This window comes from Microbacterium sp. 5K110 (assembly GCF_005774735.1).
Classification (GTDB): domain Bacteria; phylum Actinomycetota; class Actinomycetes; order Actinomycetales; family Microbacteriaceae; genus Microbacterium.
The window spans coordinates 1-24984 of record NZ_VBUM01000052.1 but is presented as its reverse complement, the minus strand read 5'-3'; the positions used below and the strand labels follow the sequence as shown (position 1 = coordinate 24984).

The 24984-nt window shown below is 67.4% G+C and carries 22 protein-coding genes; 12 read left to right on the top strand and 10 right to left on the bottom strand.

The genetic code is table 11. The features are described from left to right. From FE256_RS12055 to FE256_RS12025, 7 genes are all read right to left on the bottom strand, one after another. Positions 1–604, bottom strand: a 604-nt coding sequence (locus FE256_RS12055; RefSeq protein ID WP_138175942.1) for an ROK family protein, incomplete at its 3' end; no start/stop codon positions are given. Positions 605–654: 50 nt separating this feature from the next. Beyond that, the gene (locus FE256_RS12050) at positions 655–3135 is read right to left on the bottom strand and encodes a glycoside hydrolase family 2 protein (protein WP_138175940.1); all 2481 of its coding nucleotides are present in this window, start codon (positions 3133–3135) and stop codon (positions 655–657) included. Further along, entirely contained in the window at positions 3132–4034 is a 903-nt protein-coding gene (locus tag FE256_RS12045; protein WP_138175938.1) for a carbohydrate ABC transporter permease, read from the bottom strand. The genes FE256_RS12050 and FE256_RS12045 overlap by 4 nt, the downstream gene beginning before the upstream one ends. Beyond that, positions 4031–4975, bottom strand: a complete 945-nt coding sequence (locus tag FE256_RS12040; RefSeq protein WP_138175936.1) for a carbohydrate ABC transporter permease — start codon at positions 4973–4975, stop codon at positions 4031–4033. The genes FE256_RS12045 and FE256_RS12040 overlap by 4 nt, the downstream gene beginning before the upstream one ends. Before the next feature lie 64 nt (positions 4976–5039). Further along, positions 5040–6335, bottom strand: coding sequence for an ABC transporter substrate-binding protein (locus FE256_RS12035; protein ID WP_138175934.1), 1296 nt, complete (start codon positions 6333–6335; stop codon positions 5040–5042). Between the two features lie 71 nt (positions 6336–6406). Then, positions 6407–9619, bottom strand: a complete 3213-nt coding sequence (locus FE256_RS12030; protein WP_138175932.1) for a cellulase family glycosylhydrolase — start codon at positions 9617–9619, stop codon at positions 6407–6409. A gap of 99 nt (positions 9620–9718) precedes the next feature. Beyond that, positions 9719–10567: a LacI family DNA-binding transcriptional regulator gene (locus FE256_RS12025; protein WP_171024317.1), complete on the bottom strand. Its 849-nt coding sequence runs from the start codon at positions 10565–10567 to the stop codon at positions 9719–9721. Positions 10568–10634: 67 nt separating this feature from the next. On the opposite strand from FE256_RS12025, the gene FE256_RS12020 reads away from it, so the two are divergent. Beyond that, positions 10635–11861, top strand: a complete 1227-nt coding sequence (locus FE256_RS12020) for an ROK family transcriptional regulator (protein WP_138175928.1) — start codon at positions 10635–10637, stop codon at positions 11859–11861. A gap of 6 nt (positions 11862–11867) precedes the next feature. Here FE256_RS12020 and FE256_RS12015 read toward each other — a convergent pair whose 3' ends face one another. Continuing rightward, positions 11868–12869 (bottom strand): glycoside hydrolase family 26 protein, encoded by a 1002-nt coding sequence (locus FE256_RS12015; RefSeq protein WP_138175926.1) that lies wholly within the window; start codon positions 12867–12869, stop codon positions 11868–11870. Positions 12870–13076: 207 nt separating this feature from the next. On the opposite strand from FE256_RS12015, the gene FE256_RS12010 reads away from it, so the two are divergent. Beyond that, complete coding sequence (locus FE256_RS12010; RefSeq protein ID WP_138175924.1) at positions 13077–14138, top strand: LLM class flavin-dependent oxidoreductase; 1062 nt, start codon at positions 13077–13079, stop codon at positions 14136–14138. A 118-nt stretch (positions 14139–14256) separates the two neighbouring features. Here the strand turns inward: FE256_RS12010 and FE256_RS12005 are convergent, their stop codons facing one another. Further along, on the bottom strand, positions 14257–15201 hold the full coding sequence (locus FE256_RS12005) for an ATP-grasp domain-containing protein (protein ID WP_138175922.1): 945 nt from the start codon (positions 15199–15201) through the stop codon (positions 14257–14259). Positions 15202–15342: 141 nt separating this feature from the next. On the opposite strand from FE256_RS12005, the gene FE256_RS12000 reads away from it, so the two are divergent. From FE256_RS12000 to FE256_RS11970, 7 genes are all read left to right on the top strand, one after another. Further along, complete coding sequence (locus FE256_RS12000) at positions 15343–16173, top strand: class I SAM-dependent methyltransferase (RefSeq protein ID WP_138175920.1); 831 nt, start codon at positions 15343–15345, stop codon at positions 16171–16173. A 77-nt stretch (positions 16174–16250) separates the two neighbouring features. After that, entirely contained in the window at positions 16251–16658 is a 408-nt protein-coding gene (locus tag FE256_RS11995; protein ID WP_138175918.1) for a hypothetical protein, read from the top strand. Between the two features lie 107 nt (positions 16659–16765). After that, entirely contained in the window at positions 16766–17236 is a 471-nt protein-coding gene (locus tag FE256_RS11990) for a hypothetical protein (RefSeq protein ID WP_138175915.1), read from the top strand. A gap of 77 nt (positions 17237–17313) precedes the next feature. Beyond that, on the top strand, positions 17314–18249 hold the full coding sequence (locus tag FE256_RS11985) for an ABC transporter ATP-binding protein (protein WP_138175913.1): 936 nt from the start codon (positions 17314–17316) through the stop codon (positions 18247–18249). Further along, positions 18246–19043, top strand: a complete 798-nt coding sequence (locus FE256_RS11980; RefSeq protein WP_138175910.1) for an ABC transporter permease — start codon at positions 18246–18248, stop codon at positions 19041–19043. Before FE256_RS11985 ends, FE256_RS11980 begins: the two co-directional genes overlap by 4 nt. A gap of 20 nt (positions 19044–19063) precedes the next feature. Then, a complete protein-coding gene (locus FE256_RS11975; RefSeq protein WP_138175908.1) occupies positions 19064–20173 on the top strand; it encodes a sensor histidine kinase in 1110 nt (369 codons plus the stop codon). Continuing rightward, positions 20170–20775, top strand: a complete 606-nt coding sequence (locus tag FE256_RS11970; protein ID WP_138175906.1) for a response regulator transcription factor — start codon at positions 20170–20172, stop codon at positions 20773–20775. The genes FE256_RS11975 and FE256_RS11970 overlap by 4 nt, the downstream gene beginning before the upstream one ends. Positions 20776–20803: 28 nt before the next feature. Here FE256_RS11970 and FE256_RS11965 read toward each other — a convergent pair whose 3' ends face one another. Then, positions 20804–21568, bottom strand: coding sequence for a type II restriction endonuclease (locus FE256_RS11965; protein WP_212743514.1), 765 nt, complete (start codon positions 21566–21568; stop codon positions 20804–20806). A 44-nt stretch (positions 21569–21612) separates the two neighbouring features. Between FE256_RS11965 and FE256_RS11960 the strand changes: the two genes are divergently transcribed. The 3 genes from FE256_RS11960 to FE256_RS11950 all read left to right on the top strand — a co-directional run bounded on the left by FE256_RS11960 (position 21613) and on the right by FE256_RS11950 (position 24957). Beyond that, complete coding sequence (locus tag FE256_RS11960) at positions 21613–22848, top strand: DNA cytosine methyltransferase (RefSeq protein WP_212743513.1); 1236 nt, start codon at positions 21613–21615, stop codon at positions 22846–22848. Positions 22849–23047: 199 nt separating this feature from the next. Beyond that, on the top strand, positions 23048–24025 hold the full coding sequence (locus tag FE256_RS11955) for a DUF262 domain-containing protein (protein WP_171024316.1): 978 nt from the start codon (positions 23048–23050) through the stop codon (positions 24023–24025). Beyond that, positions 24022–24957, top strand: a complete 936-nt coding sequence (locus tag FE256_RS11950; protein ID WP_138175900.1) for a nucleotidyltransferase family protein — start codon at positions 24022–24024, stop codon at positions 24955–24957. Before FE256_RS11955 ends, FE256_RS11950 begins: the two co-directional genes overlap by 4 nt. Positions 24958–24984: the final 27 nt, after the last annotated feature.

The window sequence follows — 24984 nt, the reverse complement described above, 5'->3', positions numbered from 1 at the left end:
CCTCCCACCCCCGTGCGCGTGCCCACCGCACGGTCGCCGGACCGGATGCCACGGCCTCCAGGGTGCTGTCCTCGACGGCCGCGGTCGGTTCACCGACGTGCACGTGGATCTGCCCGATGTGTCCCGCGTTGCCGGAGGCGCCCGCCAGCGGGCGCCCGTCGACGACGATCCCGCCGCCGACGCCGGTGGAGACCACCATGCTCATCGACACCTCGCTGCCTCGCGTCGCCCCGAGCCAGCTCTCGGCGACGGCGATGCACGTTCCGTCCAGACGAAGCACCGCGGGCACGCCCGCGGCGTCCGCCACGATCTCCCGAACGGGCAGCCCTCCCAGCAGGGGGAGATTGTGAGGACTGACCGTTCCGGCGAGGAGGTCGACGGGACCCGCCGATCCGATGCCTGCGGCGAACACCGGCGACGGCGCGGCCGCGAGGCTCTCGGCGATGCTCGCGCGCAGTGCCGCGACGGTCTTGCCCCTGTCGCGTGCCCGTCCGGTCGCGCGACGCAAGCGTGTGCCGGGAACGATCGAACCGTCGCCGCCGACCACGGCGGTCTCGAACTTGGTGCCGCCGATGTCGACGGCGAGGACGAAGGTGTCGTGCATGGGTCTTCCCCCAGTGGACGCGGGCAGGGCCCAGCCCTGCCCGCGTGCGATCAGTTCCAGTCGGCGACGAGCTGGTTCGACGAGCGCAGCACGTCGGGTGCGCAGAAGCGGTCGGCTTCTCCGTCCCAGTCGGTCTGCACCCGGAAGGTGACCGACTCGCCGGGCAGCAGGGTGACGAGCATGTCGTCGACCACCGCCGCGGGGTCGACTTTGTCCACCAGCAGGGCGATGTCGCGCACGAGGTTGTGGGCCTCCACCGTGATTTCGACTCCGGATGCCGTGCGCCGAGCGCTCGTGGTCACCTCGGCGCGGGCGAGCGCCGATTCGCGATGCTCAGCGAAGAACCAGAACGCCCGCGTCCCGGCGGATTCGACGACGATCAGTTCGCTCGCGGCATCCACGGGTACGGCCACGTCGTCGGGCAACGTGAGAGTGGCCTCGCCGCGCGCGTCGATGTCGGACGAGAAGTGGGCCTCGGCACGGACCGTCCCGTCGAACGAAAGCCGCCGGGCGACGACCGGTCCGCTCCATGGAACGGACGTGTCGTTGACCGCGATGGCGGCGAGACCGCCGTCACGCGGCTGGACCGTGAGCAGACGATCGGCGTACACGTGGCGCAGCGCGTAGAGCAGCGGCTTCGCGCGACCGTAGCCGTCGACGGCCGCCCACGAGGTGACCGGCCAGCAGTCGTTGAGCTGCCACACCACGGATCCCATGCAGCGCGGCGACTCGGAGCGCATGTGCTCGATCCCCACGGTCACGGCGAGCGCCTGGTTCAGCGACATCGCCCAGTGCCAGTCCTCGGTGGTGTCTGGCAGCGGCAGGTGGGCCACGAGTCCGTCGGTCAGCTTGTCGTTGCCATCGGTCGCCTTCTGGTGATGGAACATCCCGGGCGACTCGGGCGTGAGGGGCGAGTCCGAGATGGCGCGGGTGATGCTCGACCAGGTCGCCGGGCCCTGCCATCCGAACTCGGCGACGAAGCGCGCGTGGATGTCGCGGTACGCGGGGTAGTCGACGCGGTTCCAGAGCTCCCAGAGGTGAACGGAGCCATGATCGAAATCGTTGGCGAAGATCGCGGGGTCACCCGACCAGGGGCTCGCCGGGGTGTACGACCGCGCCGGGTCGAGCTCGGCGACGAGACGGGGGAGAAGGTCGAGGTAGTATCCGAGGCCCCAGGTGCGACCCTGGAGGCGCTTCGCCCAGCCCCACTCCTCGTAGCCCCAGACGTTCTCGTTGTTGCCGTTCCACAGCGCCAGGCTCGGGTGCGGCATGATCCGCGCGATATTGTCGCGCGCCTCGGCCTCGACCTCGGACCAGAGCGGCTCCTCCTCGGCATAGCTCGCGCAGGCGAAGAGGAAGTCCTGCCAGACGAGGATGCCGCGCTCGTCGCACAAGTCGTAGAAGTCGTCCGACTCGTAGTAGCCGCCGCCCCAGATGCGCAGGAGGTTCATGTTCGCGAACTCGGCCTGGTCGAGGCGGTGGGCAAGACGCTCACGAGTGACACGGGTGACGAACGCGTCGTCGGGGATCCAGTTGGCCCCGCGGATCCATACCGGCTCGCCGTTCACGACGAAACGGAACGAGGTGCCCTCATCGTCGCGCTCGAGCTGCACGTCAACCGTTCGGAACCCGATGCGGTGCGTCCGCTCGGCAATCGTCACCTCTTCGCGCTCGAGAGTGACAGAGAGGTCGTACAGCGGCTGCTCACCGAATTCGCGAGGCCACCACAGCTCGACGTCGGCCACGCGCAGTTCGACCACGCCCGCGGTCGCCCCGTCGGTGAGGTCGAGGTGGGAGGTACGACCGTCGGCGAGCGCCACCACGACGCGATAGTCGGACTCGTCGGCGCGCTCGATCTCAACGTGCACCGATACGACACCCGTGGTGTCCTCGACCGTCACCACCGGCCGAGCGGCGGCCAGACGAGCCCCCGACCAGGCTTCGAGGCGTGCCTGCTTCCAGATGCCCGACGACGCCGCATCCAGTCCCCAGTCCCATCCGAAGTTGCAAGCGGCCTTGCGCACGGCGTTGAAGGGGTGGAAGTAGGTGTGCGGGCGGTACCCGATCTCCAGGCTCGCCCGGTCGGCCTCCGCCACCGGGGAGGCGAAGGTCACGACGAGCTCGTTCTCGCCCTCTCGCAACGCCTCGTCGACCCCGAAGCGGTACGTGCGGTGCTGATTGCGCGTGCGCCCGAGCGAGTGGCCGTTCAGCACGATCTCGGCGAAGGTGTCGAGACCCTCGAAGACCAGTTCGTGACGATCTTGCCCGTCCGCCTCCCAGGTGAAGCTCGTGGCGTACTCCCAGGCGCTCTGTCCGATCCACGTGACCTGGTGCTCATTGCGGTCGAGGAAGGGGTCGGGGATGAGTCCCGCCTCGAGGAGGGAGACGTGGACCAGGCCGGGCACGCGCGCCGGGATCGTGCGGCCCGCGATGTCGGCGGGCACGGGCCCGTCGACGGCGCGCAGGTTCCACACCTCGGGAAGGGCCACGGCGCGGGAGGCGACGGGTCGGGCGGTGGTGACGTCGGTCATTTGGTGGCTCCAGAGGTGAGTCCGTTGTAGATGAATCGCTGCAGGAAGAGGAAGGCGACGAGGGTGGGGACGATGACGAGGATGGTGCCGGCGGCGATGACCTCCCACTGCGACCCGAAAGGCCCCATGAAGCGGAACAGCGACGTGGAGATGACTCCGAGGTCTCGCGAGGGCATGTAGAGGAACGGGATGTAGAACTCGTTGTAGACCGCGATCCCCTTGATGATCACCACCGTCGCGATGGCGGGCTTGAGCAGGGGCAGGATGATGCGCCAGTAGACGGTGAATCGGTTGGCGCCGTCGATCATCGCGGCCTCGTCGAGGGCGACGGGGATGTTCTGCATGAACTGCAGGAAGATGTAGATCGCGATGATGTCGGTGCCGGTGAACAGCACGATCGCCGCCCACCGCGTATTGAACAGGTCGAGGGCGCTGATCACCTGGAACGTCGCCACCTGCGTGGTGATCGAGGGGACGAGCGTCGCGAGCAGGAAGACGCCGGTGACGAGAGCACGGCCCCGGAAGCGGAACCGATCCACGGCGTACGCGGTCATCGTCCCGATGAAGATCGTCCCCGTGATGGATACGACGAGGATGACCGCGGTGTTGACGAAGCCGGTCAGCATCCCGCCCTGTGTGAAGGCGATCACGAAGTTGTCGAGGTTGAACCAGTTCGACGGCGGGTCCAGGGGACCGGTCGAGCGGTACTCCTCCGGGGTCTTGAACGCCAGGGCGAAGATCGTGACGATGGGCAGCAGTGCGAACAGGCTCCCCACCACCAGCGCCGTGTACTTCAACACCGTCGCTATCCACCCGAGGTCGACCCGCCGGCGGCGCTTCTCCGCCGGCGCCGGCGCGACGCGGGGCGGTGCGTCGGTGGGGGTGAGGGTGCCGGTCATTGCACGCTCGCTTTCTCGTCGGGGAAGAACCGTCGCTGCACGGCGGTGATGATGAGCACGATCGCCAGCAGCACCACGGCCATGGCCGACGCCAGACCCACCTGCGCGAAGCGGAAGGCGGTGTCGACGGTCTGGATGACGAAGGTCTCGGACCCGTTCGCTCCGCCGGTCATGATGTAGGGCATCTCGAACGCCGACAGCGCGCCCGAGACGGCGAGGATCAACGAGAGCCCCAGGATGCGGCGGATGCTCGGCAGGATGATGAAACGGAACTTCTGCCAGGAGTTCGCGCCGTCGAGGTCCGCCGCCTCGTACTGCTCGGCGGGGACCGACTGGATGGCACCGAGGAACAGCACGAAGTTGAGCCCCATGTAACGCCACACGGACGTCGCCGCGAGCGAGACGTTCACGATGGACGGGTCGCCCAGCCACTGCGGCGGATCGACCAGGCCGAGGGCGGCGAGCACGCTGTCGAGGGTGCCGCCCGGTCGGAAGAAGAAGAGGAACATCAACCCGATCGCGACCCCGTTGATGAGGTACGGGAAGAAGATGACTCCCTTGAAGAAGTTCTTGAAGCGGGTGCGGAAGCTCAGGAGAACCGCGAACAGCAGCGCCAGGCCCAACTGCGCGATCGCTCCGAGCAGGTAGTACAGGCTGACCGCGAACACCTGGAAGTACTCGGGCCGCGTGAAGATCTGAATGTAGTTGTCGAGGCCGACGAAATTCTGCTGCGGGTCCAGTCCGTCCCAGTCGGTGACGCTGTACCAGAACGAATTCACGACGGGGACGTACGTGAAGAGGATGAGGAACGCCAGCGGCACGATCAGGAAGAGCCACGGGGTGGCGCGCCAGCCGCGGGCGGCGGAGCGACGGGGACCCGCCCGACGTACGCGTCGTCGGGCGGGGAAGGTTTCGAGGGGGGTGCCTTCGGCGATGGCCATCGCGCACTCCTTTCCGTCAAGGGTGATGCGGGGCGGGCTACGGCGCCCGCCCCGCATCGGCGTGTCACTGGCTCTGGGAGACCGCCTGGCCCCAGCGCGAGTTCAAGTCGGAGAAGAACGACTCCTTGTCGCCGTCGCGGGCGCCGCGGGCGGTGTCGATGAGCTCTTGGCGGTACTGCTCGCCGAACAGGGTGATCTCCGCGGTGTTGGCGATGTCGGTGATCAGGCTCTCCTCGCCCTGGGGGCGCGGGTCCAGTTCGATGTACTCCACGCCGAGGTCGGTGAAGTCGGAAAGAGTCGCGGGGGCATCGTCGGCCTTGAGCGGGCTGATCGCGCCCTGGCTCTCGGCGAAGCCGGACTGTGTTTCGAACCAGTCGACCCACGCCTTGGCGGCCGGCTTGTTCTCGGAGAACTTGCTCACGGCGAGCAGCTTGTCGGTTGCGGTGACCGAGGTGAACTGGCCGTCGGTCTGCCAGGGCATCGGCCAGAAGCCGATCGTGTCGCGCGACTTCCCGGCGGCCTCGGCGGCATCCTGCATCTGGGTCACGGCCCAAGAACCGAGGATCATCGACCCGATCTCGCCGTTCGCGAGGAGCGTCTTGGACTCCTCCCAGTTGGTGGTGGTCGGATCGGTCTCGCTGAGGCCCGCGGCGACGGTGTCGTAGAGCAGACCGTCGATGGCGTAGATGTCCTTACCGGAGCTCCACGGCGCGTCATCGGTCGTCATCTCGTTCAGCGCGTCCGGGCCGGTGATACCGCCTATGTTGCCGGCGAGCGACGACAGCGGCCAGCCGTCCTTGTAGTTCGTGTAGTACGGCGTGACGCCGGTGTCCTTGACCTTCTGCAGAGCGTCGAGGTACTCCTGCTCGGTCGCCGGGGGCGTCGTGACACCCGCGGCCGTGAAGACGTCGCGGTTGAAGACGTAGCCCATCGCCGACCCGAAGGTCGACAGCCCGTAGACGGTCCCGTCGTAGGCGCCGTCGTTGGTGAAGCGGTACGTCTCGGACAACTCCTCCTCGTCGCCGAGCGGCTCGAAGAAATCGGGGTACTGATCGCGCGTGACGTTGGACGTCGGGACGAGCAGGACGTCGCCGTAGTCGCGCGAGTTCAGGCGGATGCGGACGTCGCCCTCGTAGTCGGTCAGCGCTTCGAACTTCACCTGGACGTCGGGGTAGGTCTTCTGGAACTCGGTGACGTAGTCGGCGAAGACGGTATCGACGATGTCGGTGCGGTTGGTCAGGACCGTGATCTCCCCGGACGGGTTCTCGTCGGTGCTGGCCGGCCCGCCGCCGGAGCAACCGGCGAGGGTCAGGGCCGCCACAGCGGTCAGGCCGGCGGCGGCTATGAGGTGCCTATTCATGGTTTCTCCTTCGAGAGGGTGCGGCGGCGGCATCGCCGCCGCACCGCGTGTGGGGGTGTGCGGGTAGCGGGTCAGGAACGGGTGCGACGGCGACGGAGAACGACGCTGACGGCACCGGTGAGCAGGAGGAGGATGCCGATCACGGCCACCCCGGCCGGCAGGGTCGAGCCGGTCGTTGCGAGCGAGCCGGACGGGTCGGCAGCCGCGCCAGAAGCGGGCGAGCCCTCGCCCGATGCCGGCGTCTGTCCGGTGTCCTCGACCGGAGCCGCCGTGGGCGCCGTGGTGGGGTCGGGCGTACCGGTCGGTTCCGGAGTGGGCGTGGGCCCGGGACCGGGGGCGACGGTGGGCGCCAGCGCGGCGATGTCATCGACGACTACGGCGCCCTGCGCCGTCCCGGCTACGTACAGCGCGATCTGCGTGACCTCGGACAGGTCGAGACGGGATTCCCCCGCCCAGGCGGGCGGTGCGAAGTCCTCGAAACCGAGCTCCACACGCTGGGCGCCGGGCTCCTCGACGGGGACCTGGGTCTCCCAGTACCCGCCCGAGGCGACGAATTGCACGGTCACTGTCGCGCCGACGGGCGCGTCGACGGTCAGACCGATGCCGTCGTAACCGAACCAGCTCAGAGGTTCCGTGAGAGTGCGGATCACACCGGCGTACCCGGGCGCACCGAGGTCGTAGGTGAAGACTCCCGCGTGGTCGCCCTGCTGCGCCCGGAGGGTCGGGGTGATCGCGCCGCCTCCGGTGTTGCGCACGTAGGCCTGGGTCAGCGCGGCGTCGTCGACATAGGACTCGAAGTCGTCGATCACGAGGTCGCTCGTCGGGCGCGCGGCGGTCGTGAAGCTCCACGTCGACGAGCTGGTGGAGCCGAGACCGTTCACGGCATCCACGCGCCAGTGATAGGTGGCCTGCGGCTGCAGGTCGATCGCGGGCCGGTACGACGGCGACGACAGCCCCGTCGCGGAAGCGACCACGTCGGTCAGCGCGGCGTCGGTGGCCAGGGTGAAGCGGTAGTAGGCGGCATCCGTGCCGGGTGTCCACCGGAACGCGGGGGTCGCCCGGATGTCGCTCGCGCCGTCGGCCGGGGTGTCCGCCGTCACCGCACCCGGCGCACCCAGCTCGGGTGCGTTGGGCGAGTACAGCGAGATCTGCGACAGCTGCGGCGTCCAGACTTCGCCGGCAGCTCCGTCCCACGAGACGCGCAGGTGGTTCACGTCCTGCAGATCGCGTAGGCGGTACACGTAGCGCTTCCAGTTGCCGTCGCCCCCGTCGATGGCGGGGTCGAGCGTGCGCCACTGCTCGCCGTCGCTCGATCCCGACAGGGTCAGCGGGATGACGGGCTGGTCGGGCCAGTAGAACGCGATGAGGTCGGCGCCGGAGATGCCGTCATAGGCCCAGGTCACCGACTCGGCGCCGTCGGCGGCGTCGCGCTTCAGACGCGAGGTGTCACCCATGAACTGCGCCGGATTGCCCGTGTCGAACGACAGGCTCCCGCTGTGGGCGGAGGTGCGGCTGAAGTCGTCGAGCGGGTCGAACAGCGCGACGCGGGGCGCGGCGCTCCAGACGGTCGCCCGCTCCAGCACGGAGCCCCGGGCCCAGCTCACGCGGACGTACTCGCCCTCGATGGTGGATGCCACCACCTCGCTCGAGCCGTCGACCTCGCGACTCTCGGAGGGCACGGTGGTCCACGTCGATCCGTCGACGCTGACGCTCACCTCTACGCCCTCGGCGTCGTCCAGCCGGAATGCGGCGGCACGGATGCCCGCCGCACGCCACACGGCGGTCGCCGTGGCGTCCACGGCGAGCGCTCCCTCGGGCGCGACGAGTTCGGCACCGCTGTGTCCGGACACGATGCGCCAGTCCGACAAGGGGTCGGCGGTCACCGTCGCGCCGTCGGGCTCGACGGTGTCCGATGCGGTCTCGGAGCCGTCGGCGGTGCGCGCCACGACGCGGTACGCGGCACCGGCGGGCGACTCGAGGTCGGTGACGGGGGACAGAGCGGCACCGGACTCGGCGTTCAGATCGCTCCACGCTCCACCGTCGACGCTGCGTTGCACGAGGTAGCCCTGCGCCTCGGCGGATCCGCGCCAGGAGATGCGGTTGATGGCGTTGTTCTGCTCGATCGAGACGATGAGCGGCGCGTCGGCGGGACCGGTCGCGATCGGCAGGCCGAGGTCACGGCCGAAGTCCTCGATCGCCCCCACCGACTCGCGCATCCGGTCCGTCTCACCCGGGTAGTGCAGGGTGAAGCCGTCGTCGTGGGGCACGAGACCCCCGCGGTCGTTGTTGCCGAACAGAGACCAGAAGAACATGCCCGACACGTTCTCGTCGGAGGCCGCGGCATTCAGCAGGGCGGAGCTGGCGGCGGTCGAGGCGTACTCGCCGCCGATGTAGACCTTGCCCGCCTCGGTGACGGTCGCGGCATCCGCCGACACCCGCTCCGCGGTGGGCGGGTAGTAGTGCACGTCGACGATGTCGAGATCGGGTGCGGCGAGCGTGTCGGGATCGATGTCGAAACGGCGACCGGCGGCGATGAGCTGCTGGGGTGCCCGTTCCGCGATGAAGTCAACCTGGGCGTTGATCCAGTCGAGGGTCATGCCCTCGAGCTCGTTGCCGAGTTCCCAGGCCAAGACGGTGGGGTCGTCGACGTACTTGACCCCGGTGAGGGGGTTGGTGCGCGAGAGCACCACGTCGACGTACTCCTGATACGCCGCGATCGCGTCGGGAGAAGTGTAGAAGTCGGCCGACTCGAGCCCCAGGGGGGTCGTGAAGTCGCGGTGGCCGCCGTGGTAGTAGGCCCATTCGTCGGTGAGCGGCAGGATGAGGCGGATGCCGAGGCTACCGGCGTAGGCGACGGCGAAGTCGATCGTGCGGAACGCCTCGTCGTTGTACTCACCCAGGCGCGGCATGATCGCTAGCGGGTTCGCGTCGTCCTGACCGGTGGAGGTCATCATGTGCGAGCGCACGACGTTGACGCCCATGCGGCTGGCGGTGTCGAGCGCGTCTTTGATGCGGAAGTACGTCGGGTAGTCGACGCCGCCCACGTTCTCGTCGAGTCCGAGCCAGTAGATGTTGGTGCCGCTGGCGCGGAAGGCCTGGCCGTCGAGCGTCAGCCGCGCACCGTCACGTTCGACGAAGGCGGTGTTCTTCGACGTGAGATCGAGGGCGGATGCCACGGGGGCTGCGGCGGCGGCCCCTGGGGCGGCCAGCAATGATCCGGCGACGACCGAAGCACTGAGCGTCGCGGCCATGAGGCTGCGGACGGAAGTTCGGGGATGAGACAACGACCAGGCTCCTTCGACCGGTGGGTGGGGTGTCGCCGTGCGGCGATGAACCCAGCATCGGTGAGAAGGAGGAGGAGGTCAAGGGGTTAGATAAATAATTTATGTAACGGGTCGGTCTCGGTCGGAGCTGCGTCGGACGCGCAGCGCCGCATCAGCGGCGTGCCGTACGGCGGCGGGTTCGCCGGCGATGACGTCCAACACCGCTCGCCCTATGAGTCGACCGACAGCGCGGGTGTCCCGCGCGATGGCGCTGAGGGGAGGGGTCGACAGCTGCGCCTGGGTAGAGTCGTCCCAGGCGATCACCGCGAGCGATTCCGGCACACCGCGGCCCACGGTCGCGGCCGCGTCGAGGCCCCCGAGCGCCATCAGGTCGCTGTCGTACACCGCCGCGGTGATGTCGGGATGCTCCCGCAGCGCAGCCACCGTCGCAGCCTCGCCCGACGCCCGCGAGTAGTCCCCCGTGGCCAGGCGCGCGACGACCTCGGCCTCGGCGCACGTCTGCGCGAAGGTGTCCCGGCGAGACGACGAGTGCCGGATATGCGTCGGTCCGCCCACGTGCAGGATCTCCCGGTGACCCTGCCCGATGAGGTACTCGGCTGCGAGACGCATCGCGGCATCGTCGTCCGTCCAGACCGTCATGAGGTTCTCGGTGACCGGCGGGCCGACCACCACCGCCGGAAGCCCCAGCTCGACCGAGAGGGCCGGACGCGGATCATCCTCCTGGATGTCGACGAGCAGAACGGCAGCCACCGCCCGGGTGTCCGTCCACGATCGATACAGCCGGTCTTCGTCTGCGCGCGACGGGAGCACCCGGAGCAGCACCGGGTGCCCCTGGGGGAGGGTCACTTCCTCGATGCCCGCGATGAGGTCGTGGAAGTAGGGCTCCGCGCCGAGGATCTCGGTGTCGCGCACCAGCGCGAGACCGATGGGTGGTCGCAAGTGCGTCACGGGTACGATCCTCTCGGGGTTCATCCAGGCCCTGCGTAATCTACCGAGCGCCGCAGGAGGCACACCGATGGCACGGCCGCAGGCGACGCCGGAGTCTCCCGGCAGCCGCGCGCTCGTCGTCGACCTGATCCGCTCCGCCGGCCCCATCAGCCGCGTGGAGCTGACGACCGCGACCGGACTGACCCAGCCGGCGATCTCGCTCATCGTGCGCAAGCTTCTCGACGACGAGGTCATCGTCGAAGCCGGAACGGTGCCCTCAACCGGCGGCAAGCCGCGACGCCTGCTCGACATCAACCGCCGGGCGCGCCACGGAGTCGGCATCCAACTCGGGTTCGAGTCGGTGACGTTGGTGGCCACCGACACCAATGGCGGCGTGGTCGCGCGAGAGCGCCTGCCGGGGGTCGGTGACGACGAGCCCGCGGGTGTCATCGAGCGCCTCGCAGAGTCCATGCGGGCCTTCATGACCGCGGCGGACATCCCCACGGCGAGCGTGCAGGGTGTCGCCGTCGTCCTGCCCGGACCCATGCGCCCCGACCCCGACACCGTCATCGAGGCGCCGACCCTGCCCCACTGGCGCGAGGTGGCGCTGCGCTCGGCGTTCGAGGCAGCGCTGCACATGCCGGTGCTGGTCGACAACGACGCGAGTGCGGCCGCTCTGGGTGAGTTCTGGAGTCGAGGAGTCTCGCGGTACAGCTCGTTCGCGTGCGTGTACATCGGATCCGGGATCGGGGCGGGCGTCGTCGCGGACGGTGCCCTCTTCCGCGGCTCGAGCTCGAACGCGGCCGAGCTCGGACACATCACGGTCGACCTCGCCGGCCCCGCATGCTTCTGCGGAAACGTGGGATGCCTCGAGGTCATCGCCGCCCCGCGGGTCGTCGTGGCCAAGGCCCTGGCGGAGCAGAATCTCGCGCGGACACTCGAGCTCGATGAACGCGCGACGGTCGCCCAGAACTGGGAGGTCCTTTCGCGCGCGGCCGTCGAGGGTCAGCCGCTGGCGGCAGCGCTCGTGACCGAGAGTGCACGCGCCGTGGCGGGTGCCGTTCTGACCCTCGCCAACCTCTTCGACCTCGACGAGGTCGTGCTGTCGGGGCCCGGTGTCGCAACGGCCGGGTCGATCTTCGTCCGCGAGGTGCGAGCGGCGATGGGGCGCGCCTTCGCACGCAATGCACACCCCACGGCCGTCGAGCTGTCGATCAACCCCACCGACTCGGCCGCCATCGGCGCCGCCGCGCTCACCCTGCAGGGCCAGCTCGCACCGGGTCACGGCCCGGCGCTGCGTTTCGCCGGGCCGTGACGACGGTCAGGGCAGGCCGAGCTCGCCCTGATTCAGCACTCGCGAGTGGAAGTAGCCGGCCTGGATCTCGGCGTTGGTGTTGTTCTGGCGCAACTGCTCCGACCACACCATGAAGTACGACCACCGTGTCTGCGATGTGAGAAGGTTCGCGTTCGGAACCTTGCCCATTTCGGCGATCGCGATGGGCTTGCCCGCGGCAATGTTCTGCAGCTGCGCGTAGTCGCCTGAGCTCGGGTAGCTCTTGTACCAGACGTCCAACGACGCGACGTCAACGTACGACGACCCCGGGTAGTAGCTCGACCAGTTGGCGTTCGGGTTGTCCTGCACGTTCCACACCCAGATGAGGTTCGTGAGCCCCTGCGCGTCGAAGTAGTCCTTCATCTGCTGGTAGATCTTCGCGCTGCCGTTCACGCCGGGGCGTCCACCCCACCAGTTCCAGGTCTCGTTCATCTCGTGGAACGGACGGAACAGCACGGGGACGCCCGCGTCGCGCAGCTGCCGAAGGTAGGGCACGACCTCCGCCATCCGCTGACGCCAGGTGGTGTTCAGCGCCGTCCCGCCCGTGATGATCTGCAGGAACTGCGCGTCCGAGATATTGCTCTTCACCCCGCCCTCGAACGCACACGTGCTCGGGCCGGTCGGCGGGCAGGCGTGCCAGGCGAGGGTCACGAGCGACCCGTTGCGCCACTCGGTCTTGGCCTGGTCGACGACCCGCTGGCGGTTCGCGGCATCCGTCGCCGTGAAGAACAGGTCCCCACCCCACAGCCCCGGGTACTGGCCCGTGATGTCCTTGACCTGTTGGGTGTACTGCCCCGGCTGCGACGCGGGTTCTTTGTTGTGCTGACCCGAGACGATGCTCGAGCCGGTGATGGAGTTCAGATACTGGATGACACTCGCGCGCGTGGAAGGCTGAAAGGCCTTCGCTGGCGACGTCGGCTGGACAGCGATCGTGGCACACAGCGCGGCCACCGCCATTCCGAGGACACCGAGCAGTCGTGTTCTTTTCATGGGCTGAGCCCCTCCTCTTCGTCGAGGACACCAGCATGGCGGGCGGCGAGCGGCATCGCCAGCCTTTTATAAGTTATTTACTTAAGCACATGATCCTGATCGCGATCACTTGGAGATGAACCCGTCGCTGACTCGACCAGTACTGCCGTGACGCTCGGTTGCGCCGCGCGGAACCGGGCATGCGGATGCCGGGTGAGGATGGATGCCATGACTTCCCCCCAACGCGTTCGCTTCGGCTACTGGACCCCGATTTTCGGCGGATGGCTCCGCAACGTCGACGACGAGCAGACGCCGGTGTCGTTCGCGCACATCGCGGAGATCGCGCGGGCGGCGGAGGAGGGCGGGTTCGACCTCACGCTCATTCCTGAGCTGAACCTCAACGACATCAAGGGCGTCGAGGCGCCGTCGCTCGACGCGTGGGCGGTGACCGCCGGGCTGGCGGCTGTTACGTCGAAACTCGAGCTGCTCGCGGCCGTGCGTCCGGGGTTCCATAACCCGTTCCATACGGCGAAGCAGGCCGCGACGATCGACGAGATCAGCGGCGGGCGCTTCACGCTCAACGTCGTGTCGGCATGGTGGGCGGAGGAAGCGAAGCAGTACGACGGGCTCTTCAGCGCCCACGACGACCGGTACGCGCGCACGATCGAATGGGTCGAGGTGCTGCGCGGCCTGTGGACGCAGACGCCGTTTGCGTACGAGGGGGAGTACTACCGCACCGAGGGTACGTTCCTCGAGCCGAAGCCGCGGGTGATCCCGCGTCTGTACGCCGGGGGAGAGAGCGAGGCGGGACGTAACGCGATCACGCGGTTCGCCGACGCGTACCTGACGCACGGCGGCACGCTCGATGAGCTGTCCACGAAGGTCGCCGACATGCGGCGTCGCCGCGCCGAGGCGGGCGCTACGCCGTTCGAGGCGTTCGGCATGGCGGCCTACGCGGTCGTGCGCGACACGGAAGACGAGGCGCAGGCCGAGATCGACCGCATCACCGACGTCCGCGGGGGAGCGGCCTACGGCTCGTACCAGGACTTCGTGAGCAAGTCGAAGCTCGACACCCCCGTCGACCTGAAGGAGTACTCGGTCTCGAACCGCGGCCTGCGTCCGAACCTCGTCGGCACGCCCGATCAGGTGGCCGAGCGCATCGTCGCGTTCGCGAACGTCGGGGTCTCGACGCTGCTGCTGCAGTTCTCGCCGCACCTGCCCGAGCTGCAGCGCTTCGCCGCCGAGGTCATCCCGCGCGTGCGTCGGCTGGAGGCGCTGCGCGACGTGTGAGGGGGTCGCTCCCCGGTTTCAGTGCCCAAGACACGCGGACCGAGCGCAGTGGCATCCGCGTGTTCAGGACACTGAACGGGGCAGGAAGCTGCCGGACGCCCGCCGCGGCGCAGCGCGGTCAGCGCTGCGCGAGGGCCGGAGCGTCCTGCTCGAGCAGCGCCCCGAGCCAGCGCGCGATCTGGCGCGGACCGGAACGGGGAGCGGATGCCTCGACGTCGGGGTTGTAGTTCGTGTTGGTGTTCACGTCGTAGGTGACAACGCGGCCGTCGCGGGTCTCGATGAACTCGATCCCGGCGACGCCGATGCCCTCGGCCGCGAGGAACGCGAGGTAGCGGTCGACGAGGGCGGGGTCGACGTCGTCGCGGAGGCGGAACAGCGGCTCGGGCTCCACGCCGTCGGCACCGGGGATCGCGCACGCCTCGGCCGGGCACAGCTCGAAGCTGCCCGCGCTCGTGTCGACGCGGACGGCGTAGACGAACTCGCCCCCCACGAACTCGGCGCGCGTAACGAACGGCGCGCGAGCGACCAGCAGCTCCTGCAGCAGGGTGATGCCGTCGGGCGACGGCTCGAAGTCGGGGCCGTCGACCCACGCGGCGAACTCGGCGTGCATCTCCCACCGGCGCACGCCCAGGCCCTTGCCGCCCTGATTGTGCTTGCTGATGAACGGCGCCTCGAACTCCTCGGCCTTCGCCGCGAGCTGCGCGGTACCGAACACCGCCGTCGTGCGCGGAACCTCGACGCCCGCGTGCCGGAGCGCGGCGTGCTGCGCCACCTTGCTGACCTCGAGCTCGAGGACGTCGGCGCCGTTCACGACCGTGCGACCCCACGAGGCGAGCCAGCGCAGCACCGCACGGCCGTACTCCTTGCTCGCCGCGTGATCACGCGTGTGCGCCGACGCGCTCAGCCGCGACCAGAACACGCCCTCGGGCGGCTCGACGGAGAGGTCGATGGACCCGTCCGTCAGCAGCCATTCCTCGAGCGGAACCCCCTCGGCCTCGAACGCCGCCTGGAACGGCGGAAGCCACTGGGGGTTCTCGTGGATGACATAGACGCTGCCCGACATGTTCTCCACGCTAACCCGGGCCCCCGACACCGGGAGGGGGCGGCGTCATGGGCCGTCACGGCCTACCGCCGGGTGCAGGCCCGGGGGAGTGGCATCCGGAATCTGTATCGTGGCAAGGCTGTACGACCGGAAAGGGATGCCATGACCGCCGAGTACATCGATGCGAACCGCGCCAATTGGAACGAGCGCGCCACTCTGCATGCCGCTCGCGACGGGTCGGGATACGGCGTGCTGCGGTACGTCGAGGACCGCACCGCGTTGAGCGACGTCGTGCGCTTCGACCTGCCCTTGCTCGGCGACATCGCCGGCAGGCGGGCGGTACATCTGCAGTGCCACATCGGCACGGACACTCTGTCGCTCGCGCGCCTGGGTGCGCGGGTGACGGGGCTCGACTTCTCGGAGAACGCGGTGGCCGAGGCGCGCCGTCTCGTCGCCGAGACAGGTGATGCCGTCGATTTCATCCAATCGGACGTTTCTCGCGCGACAGATGTGCTGCCAGCGGGGGAGTTCGACCTCGTCTACACGGGCATCGGAGCCCTGTGCTGGCTGCCGTCGATCACGGAATGGGCCGGTGTGGTCGCGGATCTGCTGGCTCCCGGTGGCACGCTGCACATCCGCGAGGGGCACCCGGTGCTGTGGTCGATGAACGAGACGCTCCCGGGGCTGACGCTCGCGTTCCCGTACTTCGAGCAGCCCGCACCGCTGGAGTGGGATGACGACAGCACCTACGTCGAGGTGTCCGCTCCGCTGCAGTCGACCCGGACGTACGAGTGGAACCGCAGCCTCGGCGAGATCGTCACAGCGCTGCTGGACCGCGGGCTGCGGCTCGACGCGCTCATCGAGCACGACAGCGTGCCGTGGGAGGCCCTCCCCGGCCGCATGACCCTGCGTCCCGACGGCGAATACGCCCTCACCGAGCAGCCGTCGGTCATGCCGCTGAGCTACACGATCCGCGCGTCGAAGCCGGTCTGACCGTGCGAAGAAATGTCCTGCCTCTTCTTCTTGCGACGACGCTCGCCCTATCGGGCTGCTCACCGAAGCAAGCCGCAATGAGCCCGGAAGATGCACGCGATCAGGCCCTGACGATCCTCAACGGCACGATAGAAGCCGCGGGAGGAAGCGATTGGACCCTGATTCGACAGGGTTTCGCCGCCCCGCAGGAATGCCGGGTCGACAATCAGGACGGCGTTTCCTTCGCACACGGCGCTTTCACGACGAATCTTGGGGCCGACCCCGCTGGAGACGTTCAACGTGTCGCGGACTACTGGACCTCGCTGGGCATCGATTCGCGCATCGAATCGCGCCCCGTCCCCGCGGTCTTCGGCAGCGGAGGACCGGTCAAGGCCATCTCTTTCGCAACGGCACCCACCTATGCGATCAGCTTGGGCGGTATCTGCGTGCCCGGCAATCCGTACGACTACTACGACCAGTCCCCGGCGGCCACCCCGGCAGGCTGAGGATCCGAACCGGTTAGTCTGTGTCACTCGCGGCCGCTACCTCGCCGGGTCGATCACACGGCCGGTTCCGATGTGTCGCGAGGCCACCGGGGGAGGATTTCACGGCTTTGGATGCCACCTGCCCCGCGCTCGCACTTCTCGCGGTAGCCGCGCTCGCCCTCGCCGGCTGCGCACCGACACCGCTGCCGACCTACGAAACGGTGCGCGGAGAATCGCAGTCGGCGTTGCAGCGCGTCGTCGACGAACTCCCGGCCGGCCTCAGGGTCGATAAGAATCCCTCCGACAAGCCGTTCGGCTGCTCCGGAGACGGGGTCTTCTACACCGGTCAGTGGACCATCGAGACCCCGGGGGGCTTCGACGGTCAGGCGTTCGTCGATGGGCTGCCCGCGGCCCTCGGCGAGGACTTCGTTGTCGAGGAGACACGCCTCGAGCTGAGCTACCCGGCGATCAGCTTCATCGCCACCGGCTACGCCAACAGCACCGTCGACGTCTCCGTCCTCACGCGTGACGAGGGAGTCGTCGTCGACCTCCTCTCGACCTCCCGGTGCGCGCAGCCGCCCGCCTCGCCCAGCCCATAACACCCATGACGAACGTCACCCCCACAAGGTGACCCCCGCCCCAGGCACGGGGCCGGGCGCCGGGCCAGCATGAGGACATGGCATCCTCCACTACCGCCCCCGCCGCGATCGACGCGCGGGGCGTCGTCAAGAGCTTCGGCTCCGTCCACGCCGTCCGCGGCGTCGATCTGCGGGTGCAGCCCGGCGAGATCGTGGCGTTCCTCGGCCCGAACGGCGCCGGCAAGACCACGACGATCGACATGATCCTCGGCCTCACGAACCCCGACGCGGGCTCCATCAGCGTCTTCGGGCACACCCCGCGCGGGGCGGTGTCGCGCGGCCTCGTCTCCGCCGTCCTGCAGACGGGGGGTCTGCTGAAAGACCTCACCGTCCTCGAGACGGTCGAGCTCACGGCATCCCTGTTCGCCGAGAAGCGTCCCGTGGACGAGGCGCTCGAGCGGGCCGGCATCCGAGATCTGGCGAATCGTCGCGTCGGACTCTGCTCGGGCGGAGAGCAGCAGCGGCTGCGCTTCGCGATGGCGCTCGTGAGCGATCCGGCGCTGCTGATCCTCGACGAGCCGACCACCGGCATGGACGTCGAGGCCCGCCGTTCGTTCTGGAACGCGATCCGGACGGATGCCGCCCGCGGCCGCACCGTGATGTTCGCGACGCACTACCTCGACGAGGCCGACGAGTACGCCGACCGCATCGTGCTGATGCGCAGCGGCGAGATCGTCGCCGACGGCACCACCGCCGAGATCAAGAACCTCGTCTCGGGTCGTGTGGTGCAGGCGACGATTCCGGATGCCGACCTCGCGGCGCTGACATCCGTGCCCGGTGTCGACTCGGTCGAGGCCAGCGGCGAGCGCGTCACGCTCCACACGCGCGACTCCGACGCGCTCGCGAAGCACCTGCTCACCGCGACGCCGGCACGGGATTTGGAGATCACCGCGCAGAACCTCGAGAGCGTGTTCGTCGCGCTCACCATCGACTCCCCGGCATCCGCCGACGCCTCGAACGGAGCAACCCGATGACCGCCATCAGCCTCGACCGTCCCGCCCCCGTCCTGGGGGGTTTCACGCTCACGTATCTGCGGATCGAGCTGGTCCGCAAGCTCCGCAACCCGCGGGCGCTGTTCTTCACGGTGGCGTTCCCGGTGCTGATGTTCTTCATCATCGGCTACCAGATGCTCGACCAGCCGCTCACCGAGGTGCCGGTGGCCGACGGGGGAGTGTCGGTGGCCGCGTACATCATGGTCTCGATGGCGATGTACGGGGCGATGATGTCGGCGACCCAGACGGGTGCGGCGGTCGCGGTCGAGCGCGCGCAGGGGTGGACGCGGCAGCTGCGCCTCACGCCGCTGAACCCGCTCGTGAATGTGATCGTGAAGCTCCTGGCGGGCATGCTGTTCGGGCTCATCGCCGTGGTCGCGACGTATGTCGTGGCATCCATGGTCGGGGTTGATCTGTCGGCGGCGCAGTGGATCGTCACGGGCCTGGCCGCGTGGCTGCTCGCCGGAGCGGTGTTCACGACGCTCGGACTCATGGTCGGGTACATGGTGCCGGGTGAGAACGTCGCGCAGATCACGAGCCTCGCGGTGGTGCTGCTGTCGTTCCTCGGCGGACTGTTCTACCCGCTGTCGTCGATGCCCGACTTCCTGCAGACGGTCGGCAAGCTGACGCCCGTGTACGGCATCGCCGAGCTGGCGCGGGCGCCGCTGACCGGGGATGCCTTCGACCTCGGCGCCCTGATCAACGCGGTGGTGTGGATGGCGGTGTTCTTCGCGGGCACGGTCTACTTCTTCCGGCGGGACACGCGGCGTTCGTGAGCCGCCCTATCGTGAAGGACATGAACGAGACGACCAGCCCGCGGCGCTTCGGTGCCCCGGGCCGGCGTCCGTTCACGCGGGGGTGGTTCATCGGCGGGGGCATCTCGCTCATCTGGACTTTCCCGACGCTGGTGTCGATCTGGGAAGTGCCCGATCCCGTCGCTAACGCCGTGGGAACGCTGATCGTGGTGGTGTTCGCGGCCGTGTTCCTCGCGAGCGTCCCGTTCGCGCGCCGCACGACCTCGGGGTGGCGCCGCCTGCTCCCCGGCGCCGTGATGTTCGCGCTGAGCCTGAGCCTGGCACCGTGGATCGGCGGCGACGTGCGGTGGATGTGGACGTTCGTCGGCGTCGCGGTCGCGGTGTCGAGCGTCGCACGGCGCCCCACGTGGATCCTCGTCGCGCTGCTGAGCGCGCTGTCGTTCGTGGTGGGGGAGTGGAGCGGCGCCGACACGTTCACGAACGTCCTGAACTCGGCGATCATCCTGTCCATCTCGATCATGATGCTGAGCTTCGTGCAGAACATCACGACCCTCGAGCGCCTGCGGGCCGCGCAGGAGCAGGTCGCCGAACTCGCCGCCGAGCGCGAGCGCAGCCGCGTCGCGCGCGACGTGCACGACATCCTCGGCCACTCGCTGACCGTGATCACGGTGAAGGCCGAGCTCGCCGGAAGACTCATGGATGCCGGCTCCCCGGCCGCCCGCGACGAGGTGGCGCAGATCGAGCAGCTGTCGCGCGGGGCGCTGGCCGACGTCCGCGCGACGGTCCACGGATATAGAGGCGTGAGCATCAGCGGCGAGCTCGCCGCGGCCCGCGCGGCGCTGGAAAGCGCCGGGGTCGCGCCCGAGCTGCCCGGGTCGACGGATCAGGTGCCTTCCGACCGGCGCGAGCTCGCGGGGTGGGTGGTCCGCGAGGCGGTGACGAACGTGGTGCGGCACGCCGAGGCATCCGTGTGCCGGGTGTCGCTGGACTCTCGATCGGTGGAGGTCGCCGACGATGGGCGCGGGCCGTGTGGCGCTTCTTCGTCGGGTTCGGGGCTGCCGGGGCTGCGGGAGCGCGTCGAGACCGCCGGCGGCCGCATGACCGTGGGGCGCAGCGACCTCGGCGGATTCCGAGTGAGGGTGACGTGGTGATCCGACTTCTCATCGCCGACGATCAGGCGCTCGTGCGCGGCGCCCTCGCCGCCCTGCTCGGTCTGGAGCCCGACATCGAGGTCGTTGCCCAGGTCGGCCGCGGCGACGAGGTGGTCGAGGCTGCCCGCGCGTCGGGTGCGACGGTGGCCTTGCTCGACATCGAGATGCCCGGCATCGACGGCATCGCCGCCGCGTCTCTTCTGCGCACGCAGGTTCCCGGATGCCGCGCCCTCATCGTCACGACCTTCGGCCGCCCCGGATACCTCGCGCGTGCCATGCAGGCCGGGGCATTGGGATTCGTCGTGAAGGACACCCCCGCGGCGGAGCTGGCGGATGCCGTGCGGCGGGTCTCCGCCGGGTTCCGCGTGGTCGACCCGGTTCTGGCCGCCGAGTCGCTGGCGCAGGGGGATTCTCCCTTGACCGAGCGCGAGACCGACGTGCTCGCCGCCGCCCGCGCCGGAGGGTCGATCGCCGACATCGCGCGCATGGTGCACCTGTCCGAGGGGACGGTGAAGAATCACCTGTCCAGCGCGATCGGGAAGACCGGCGGGCGGAATCGGGCGGATGCCGTGCGGGTGGCGGTGGAGCGGGGGTGGCTTTGACCGGGCTTGAAGGAGAGAACTCTCTCCTTCAGCCCTTGAGCATCTTGTCCAACTGCTGCTGGACCACCTTCCCTACCTTGAAGCCGTATTTGCGCCAGTAGGCGTAGAACTCCTCCGGTGTCTGAAACTCGCCGCGTCCGTGTCGAAGATCATCGATGTCGACCACGGCCCCGATGTATTCGCGCGTGGTCGAAGATCGCTGCTTGCTCGCTATGCGCCAGGCGGGTTGAACGATGATCTCGAGGTCCTCGACACGAGACTGGGTGTCCTCGTTAAGTGTGTACAGGACGATGATGTCCAAATGCGATTCGTACTCGGCGAAGGGACGGAAAGTACCGGGCCAGCGCAGGGCTGGGTAGCGGAAGTAGGTGTTCCCCGTATAGAGCGTGATGCGGCTCTGCGTGTTCTTGCTTACGCCTCTGGCAGTCGGCTTTCGTCGAGCAACCTTGATATCGACCGCGTGGAACTCGCCCGCCAGAGCGGGTCCCGTGAACTCCAAGTCCGGGTACCCACGCTCAGTCCCTCGAACGGTGGTTATTGCGCCGACTTCGCGAGCGCGTTCGGCAACGAAGTCAGCCACACTCACCTCGAGGACGTTCGCCAGTGACGCCGGCTCCTTCGGCAACGGCAGGATGTGGCCGCCGTCGACAACGAGCTGTCTAAGCTGCGCCGCGTTCGCGACAGTGACCGGCCAGTCGTGGTCACCGCGCTCCTGGTAGACCCCCAGCAGGTCAAAGCTGTAGTCGCTGCATACGGACCGCAACCAGGCGGCAAGGTCGATCGAGTCAGTCACGGCAACAGCATCCCACGCAGAGGATCTGCACCAACGAGTGGGGCATGTCGGAGGCATGGTGCAACATCGGGTCGGAGATACTGGACTGTCAAGACGCCCGCGGGCGAAGAATCGAGGTGACAATGGCGGAGCAGCTGCCGGTCGTAAGCCTGTTCTCTGGCGCTGGAGGACTGGACCTCGCCGCCGAACGAGCTGACAGCGAGGCCCTGGTCAGTGAAGACACCGGTTCAGGCCTTCTTCGGGTCGCCGTTGCCACTGACTACAACGAGCAGGCGCTGTCGACGCTCCGAGCGAACTTCGATGGTGTGCCGACCGTGACGGGCGACATCCGCGAGATCAGCACCGAGCAGATCCTCGATACCGCCAAGCTCCGTTCTGGTGAACCGGCGCTCGTCATCGGGGGCCCACCTTGCACCCCGTTCAGCAAGTCGGGGTTCTGGCTGGAGCAAAAGCGTGAGAGCCGTGACCCGAACGCTTCGCTTCTCGACGAGTACGTGAGGGTCGTGAAGGACACTCAGCCCGAGGCCTTTGTCCTCGAGAACGTGCAGGGGCTCACATACAAGACCCACCGCGCTCAGTTCGAGAGGCTCCTCAAGGCTCTTGGAGAACTGGGTTACAACCCTCAGTGGAGGGTACTGCTGGCGGCGGACTACGGAGTCCCTCAGCTCAGGAGACGCGTGTTCGTGATCGGGCGCCGCGACGGGAAGAAGCTGGAGTTCCCAGAGCCCACGCATTCGGGTTGGAGCGAGCGCGATCGCAAGGTCGACGCAACCAAGATTCCTCACGTAACCGCCGCCGACGCCTTCCGAACTCTCCCTGCCGTCGCACGAGTTGTAGCCGAGGAGATCGTTGACGGCACCTACGGCGAACTTGCCGCCGAGATTCCGCCCGGACAGAACTATCTGTGGCACACAGACCGATACGACGGGCGAAACGTCTTCGACTGGCGCAGCCGGTACTGGACCTTCCTGCTTCGCCTGCATCCGGATCGCCCCTCATCGACCCTCCAAGCCCAGCCCGGACCTTGGGTTGGGCCCTTCCATTGGGAGAACGTCAAGACGGCATCGGGTGAGCGCGCACGGAGACTGCGGATCGAGGAGATCCTTCGGTTAATGTCCTTCCCGGACGACTTCAGAGTCCAGGGAACCCGGGCGGATGTGCAGCGGCAACTTGGGAACGCCGTCCCCATGGAGCTCGGGAAAGCTGTCATCGGATCCGTGGTGGGGCAGCTCGGGTATGTGGCGTCCGGTGCGCATGCCCGCTCGCGGCTGCTGGCCTGAGCCGATATCCAGCACCGGCCCTCTAGCGAAGAGACCCACCGACGCTCAGGACCCGATCGGCCCAGATGTGCGGGATTCCCGTGCGCTGAAGGGCAGACGGCCCCGCACATGCGCCATAGTTGCCTCACGGACGTTTCCGGAAACAAGTGAGGCAAATATGACAACCAAGAGATTCGAGCGCACACCGAGCCCGCAGACAGTGAGCTGGTTCCTGGATCTTGAAGACACCGGGCGCCTCAACCTGGATCCGCCGTACCAGCGACGAAGCGTATGGAGCCCGCAGTACCGACGCTTCTTCATCGACTCAGTTCTGCGCAATTATCCAACCCAGTCGATCTTCATTGACCGAGTTGTTGACCCCGACCGCCCGACTGAGTATCGAGTGCTCGATGGCAAGCAAAGACTGACAACCATCTTGCTCTTCGTCCGGAATGAGTTCTCCGCCCCTGATTCACTCAACGACATGGGGCTGGCGGGTCGCTACTACGAAGATTTCTCCAAGGACGACAAGCTTCGAATTCTGGAGTACCTCTTCACCGTGGAGATGGTGACGAACACAACTTCGGCCGAACTCAATCAAGCATTCGACCGCCTGAATCGGAATGTCGCACGCCTCAACAAGCAGGAACTCCGCCACGCTCAATTTGATGGCGCCTTCATTCGGAAGGTCGAGGAGCTGGCGGAGGACTCCTTCTGGGAGCAGATTGGTCTCGTAACTGACGCCCGCCGGAGACGCATGCTCGACGTGGAGTATGTGTCAGAATTCTACGTCGTCGCCGCCAACGGAATCCAGGACGGTAAGGACTATCTCGACGAGAAGTACGCAGAGTGGGACGAGGAAGTCCCGGGTGCCCGGAGAATAAACAAGCGGTTCGCGGATGCCGTTTCCTACCTCAAGGAACTCGATGACCACCTGCCTCTCGCATCGACACGGTTCTCCAATGTTGCCGATTTCTACTCATTGTGGGCGGCACTGATCGATCTTCGCGACCGTGGCGATCTTCCCCGGGCCGAAGATACGGCCAACCGGCTGCTGACCTTCGCCGCCGAACTCGACCGCGGAGAGACACCCCGCGCTGTTCAATATGTGCTCTCGGCACGCCAGGGATCGAACAAGGCTGCCAATCGTACATCGCGCGCAGAAACACTTGCCCAAGTGATGGCCCAGGCGCAATGATTCCAGCCAAGCTGACAATCTGGCGAGCCAATCTCGAACAGGACCTGGACGCGCTGCGAGGCGTCATCGAGCCCAAGCTGATTGCCGCACTGCAAGGCCTCAATGTGGAAGCGATCACGGTACGGAAGAAGCAAGCGAAGAGTATCCATCAGAAACTCTTGGCCGGCAAGCTGGAGGATGTAAAGGGATTGCGCGACCTTTTGGGGTTGACGGTCGTGGTGCTTTATAGGAACGAGATCCCCAAAGCGATCGAGTTCCTGAAGGCTAGCGACTTGATCGTCGATGACCCTGGTCCGATTGAAGTTGGTCCGAGCGATTTTCGATATCACGAACCAAAGGTATTTGTACGACCTCCGCAGTCATATCTCGACAGACATCCGCTTCTCGTTGAGGAGTGCGAAATCCAGTTCACGACCGTTCTGCAGCATGCTCTGGACGCTGCGACTCATGACTTTGATTACAAGGGTAGAAACTATTCTTGGAGCAACTTCAGGCTCGTTGCCCAGATGCGTGGAATCCTCGAAATGATTGATCGCACGATCGACGACATTGATTCAGTCATGATGCCCACCGACCCCACCGTTGCAACTCCTCAACCGATGGTTGACGCGGCTGTGACCATAGAAATCCTCGCTACGTACTTTCCCGACCGACTTCCCGAAGATCGGCGACGTCTGGCGGACACGGTAGGCGGCTGGTTGACGGCGGCGCAGATGACTAACGGAGACTTGCAGGAGGCGTTGTCGGTTCATGCTGACCTTGTGGCAGCGCAATCACTAGACGCTACGAGCGCCGTCCTTGGAGTGATCCTTCGCCACGCGCCCGGAATGGTGGGGAGATACAAGGGTCTCTTCTTCGTCTCGGACGAACTGCGAACGCTGTGCACGGAGGCCGCAGCCATACCTTCTGACAGAACCGTCACTGGCATTTAGGCACCTCTCGAGGCCCCTCTTCACATC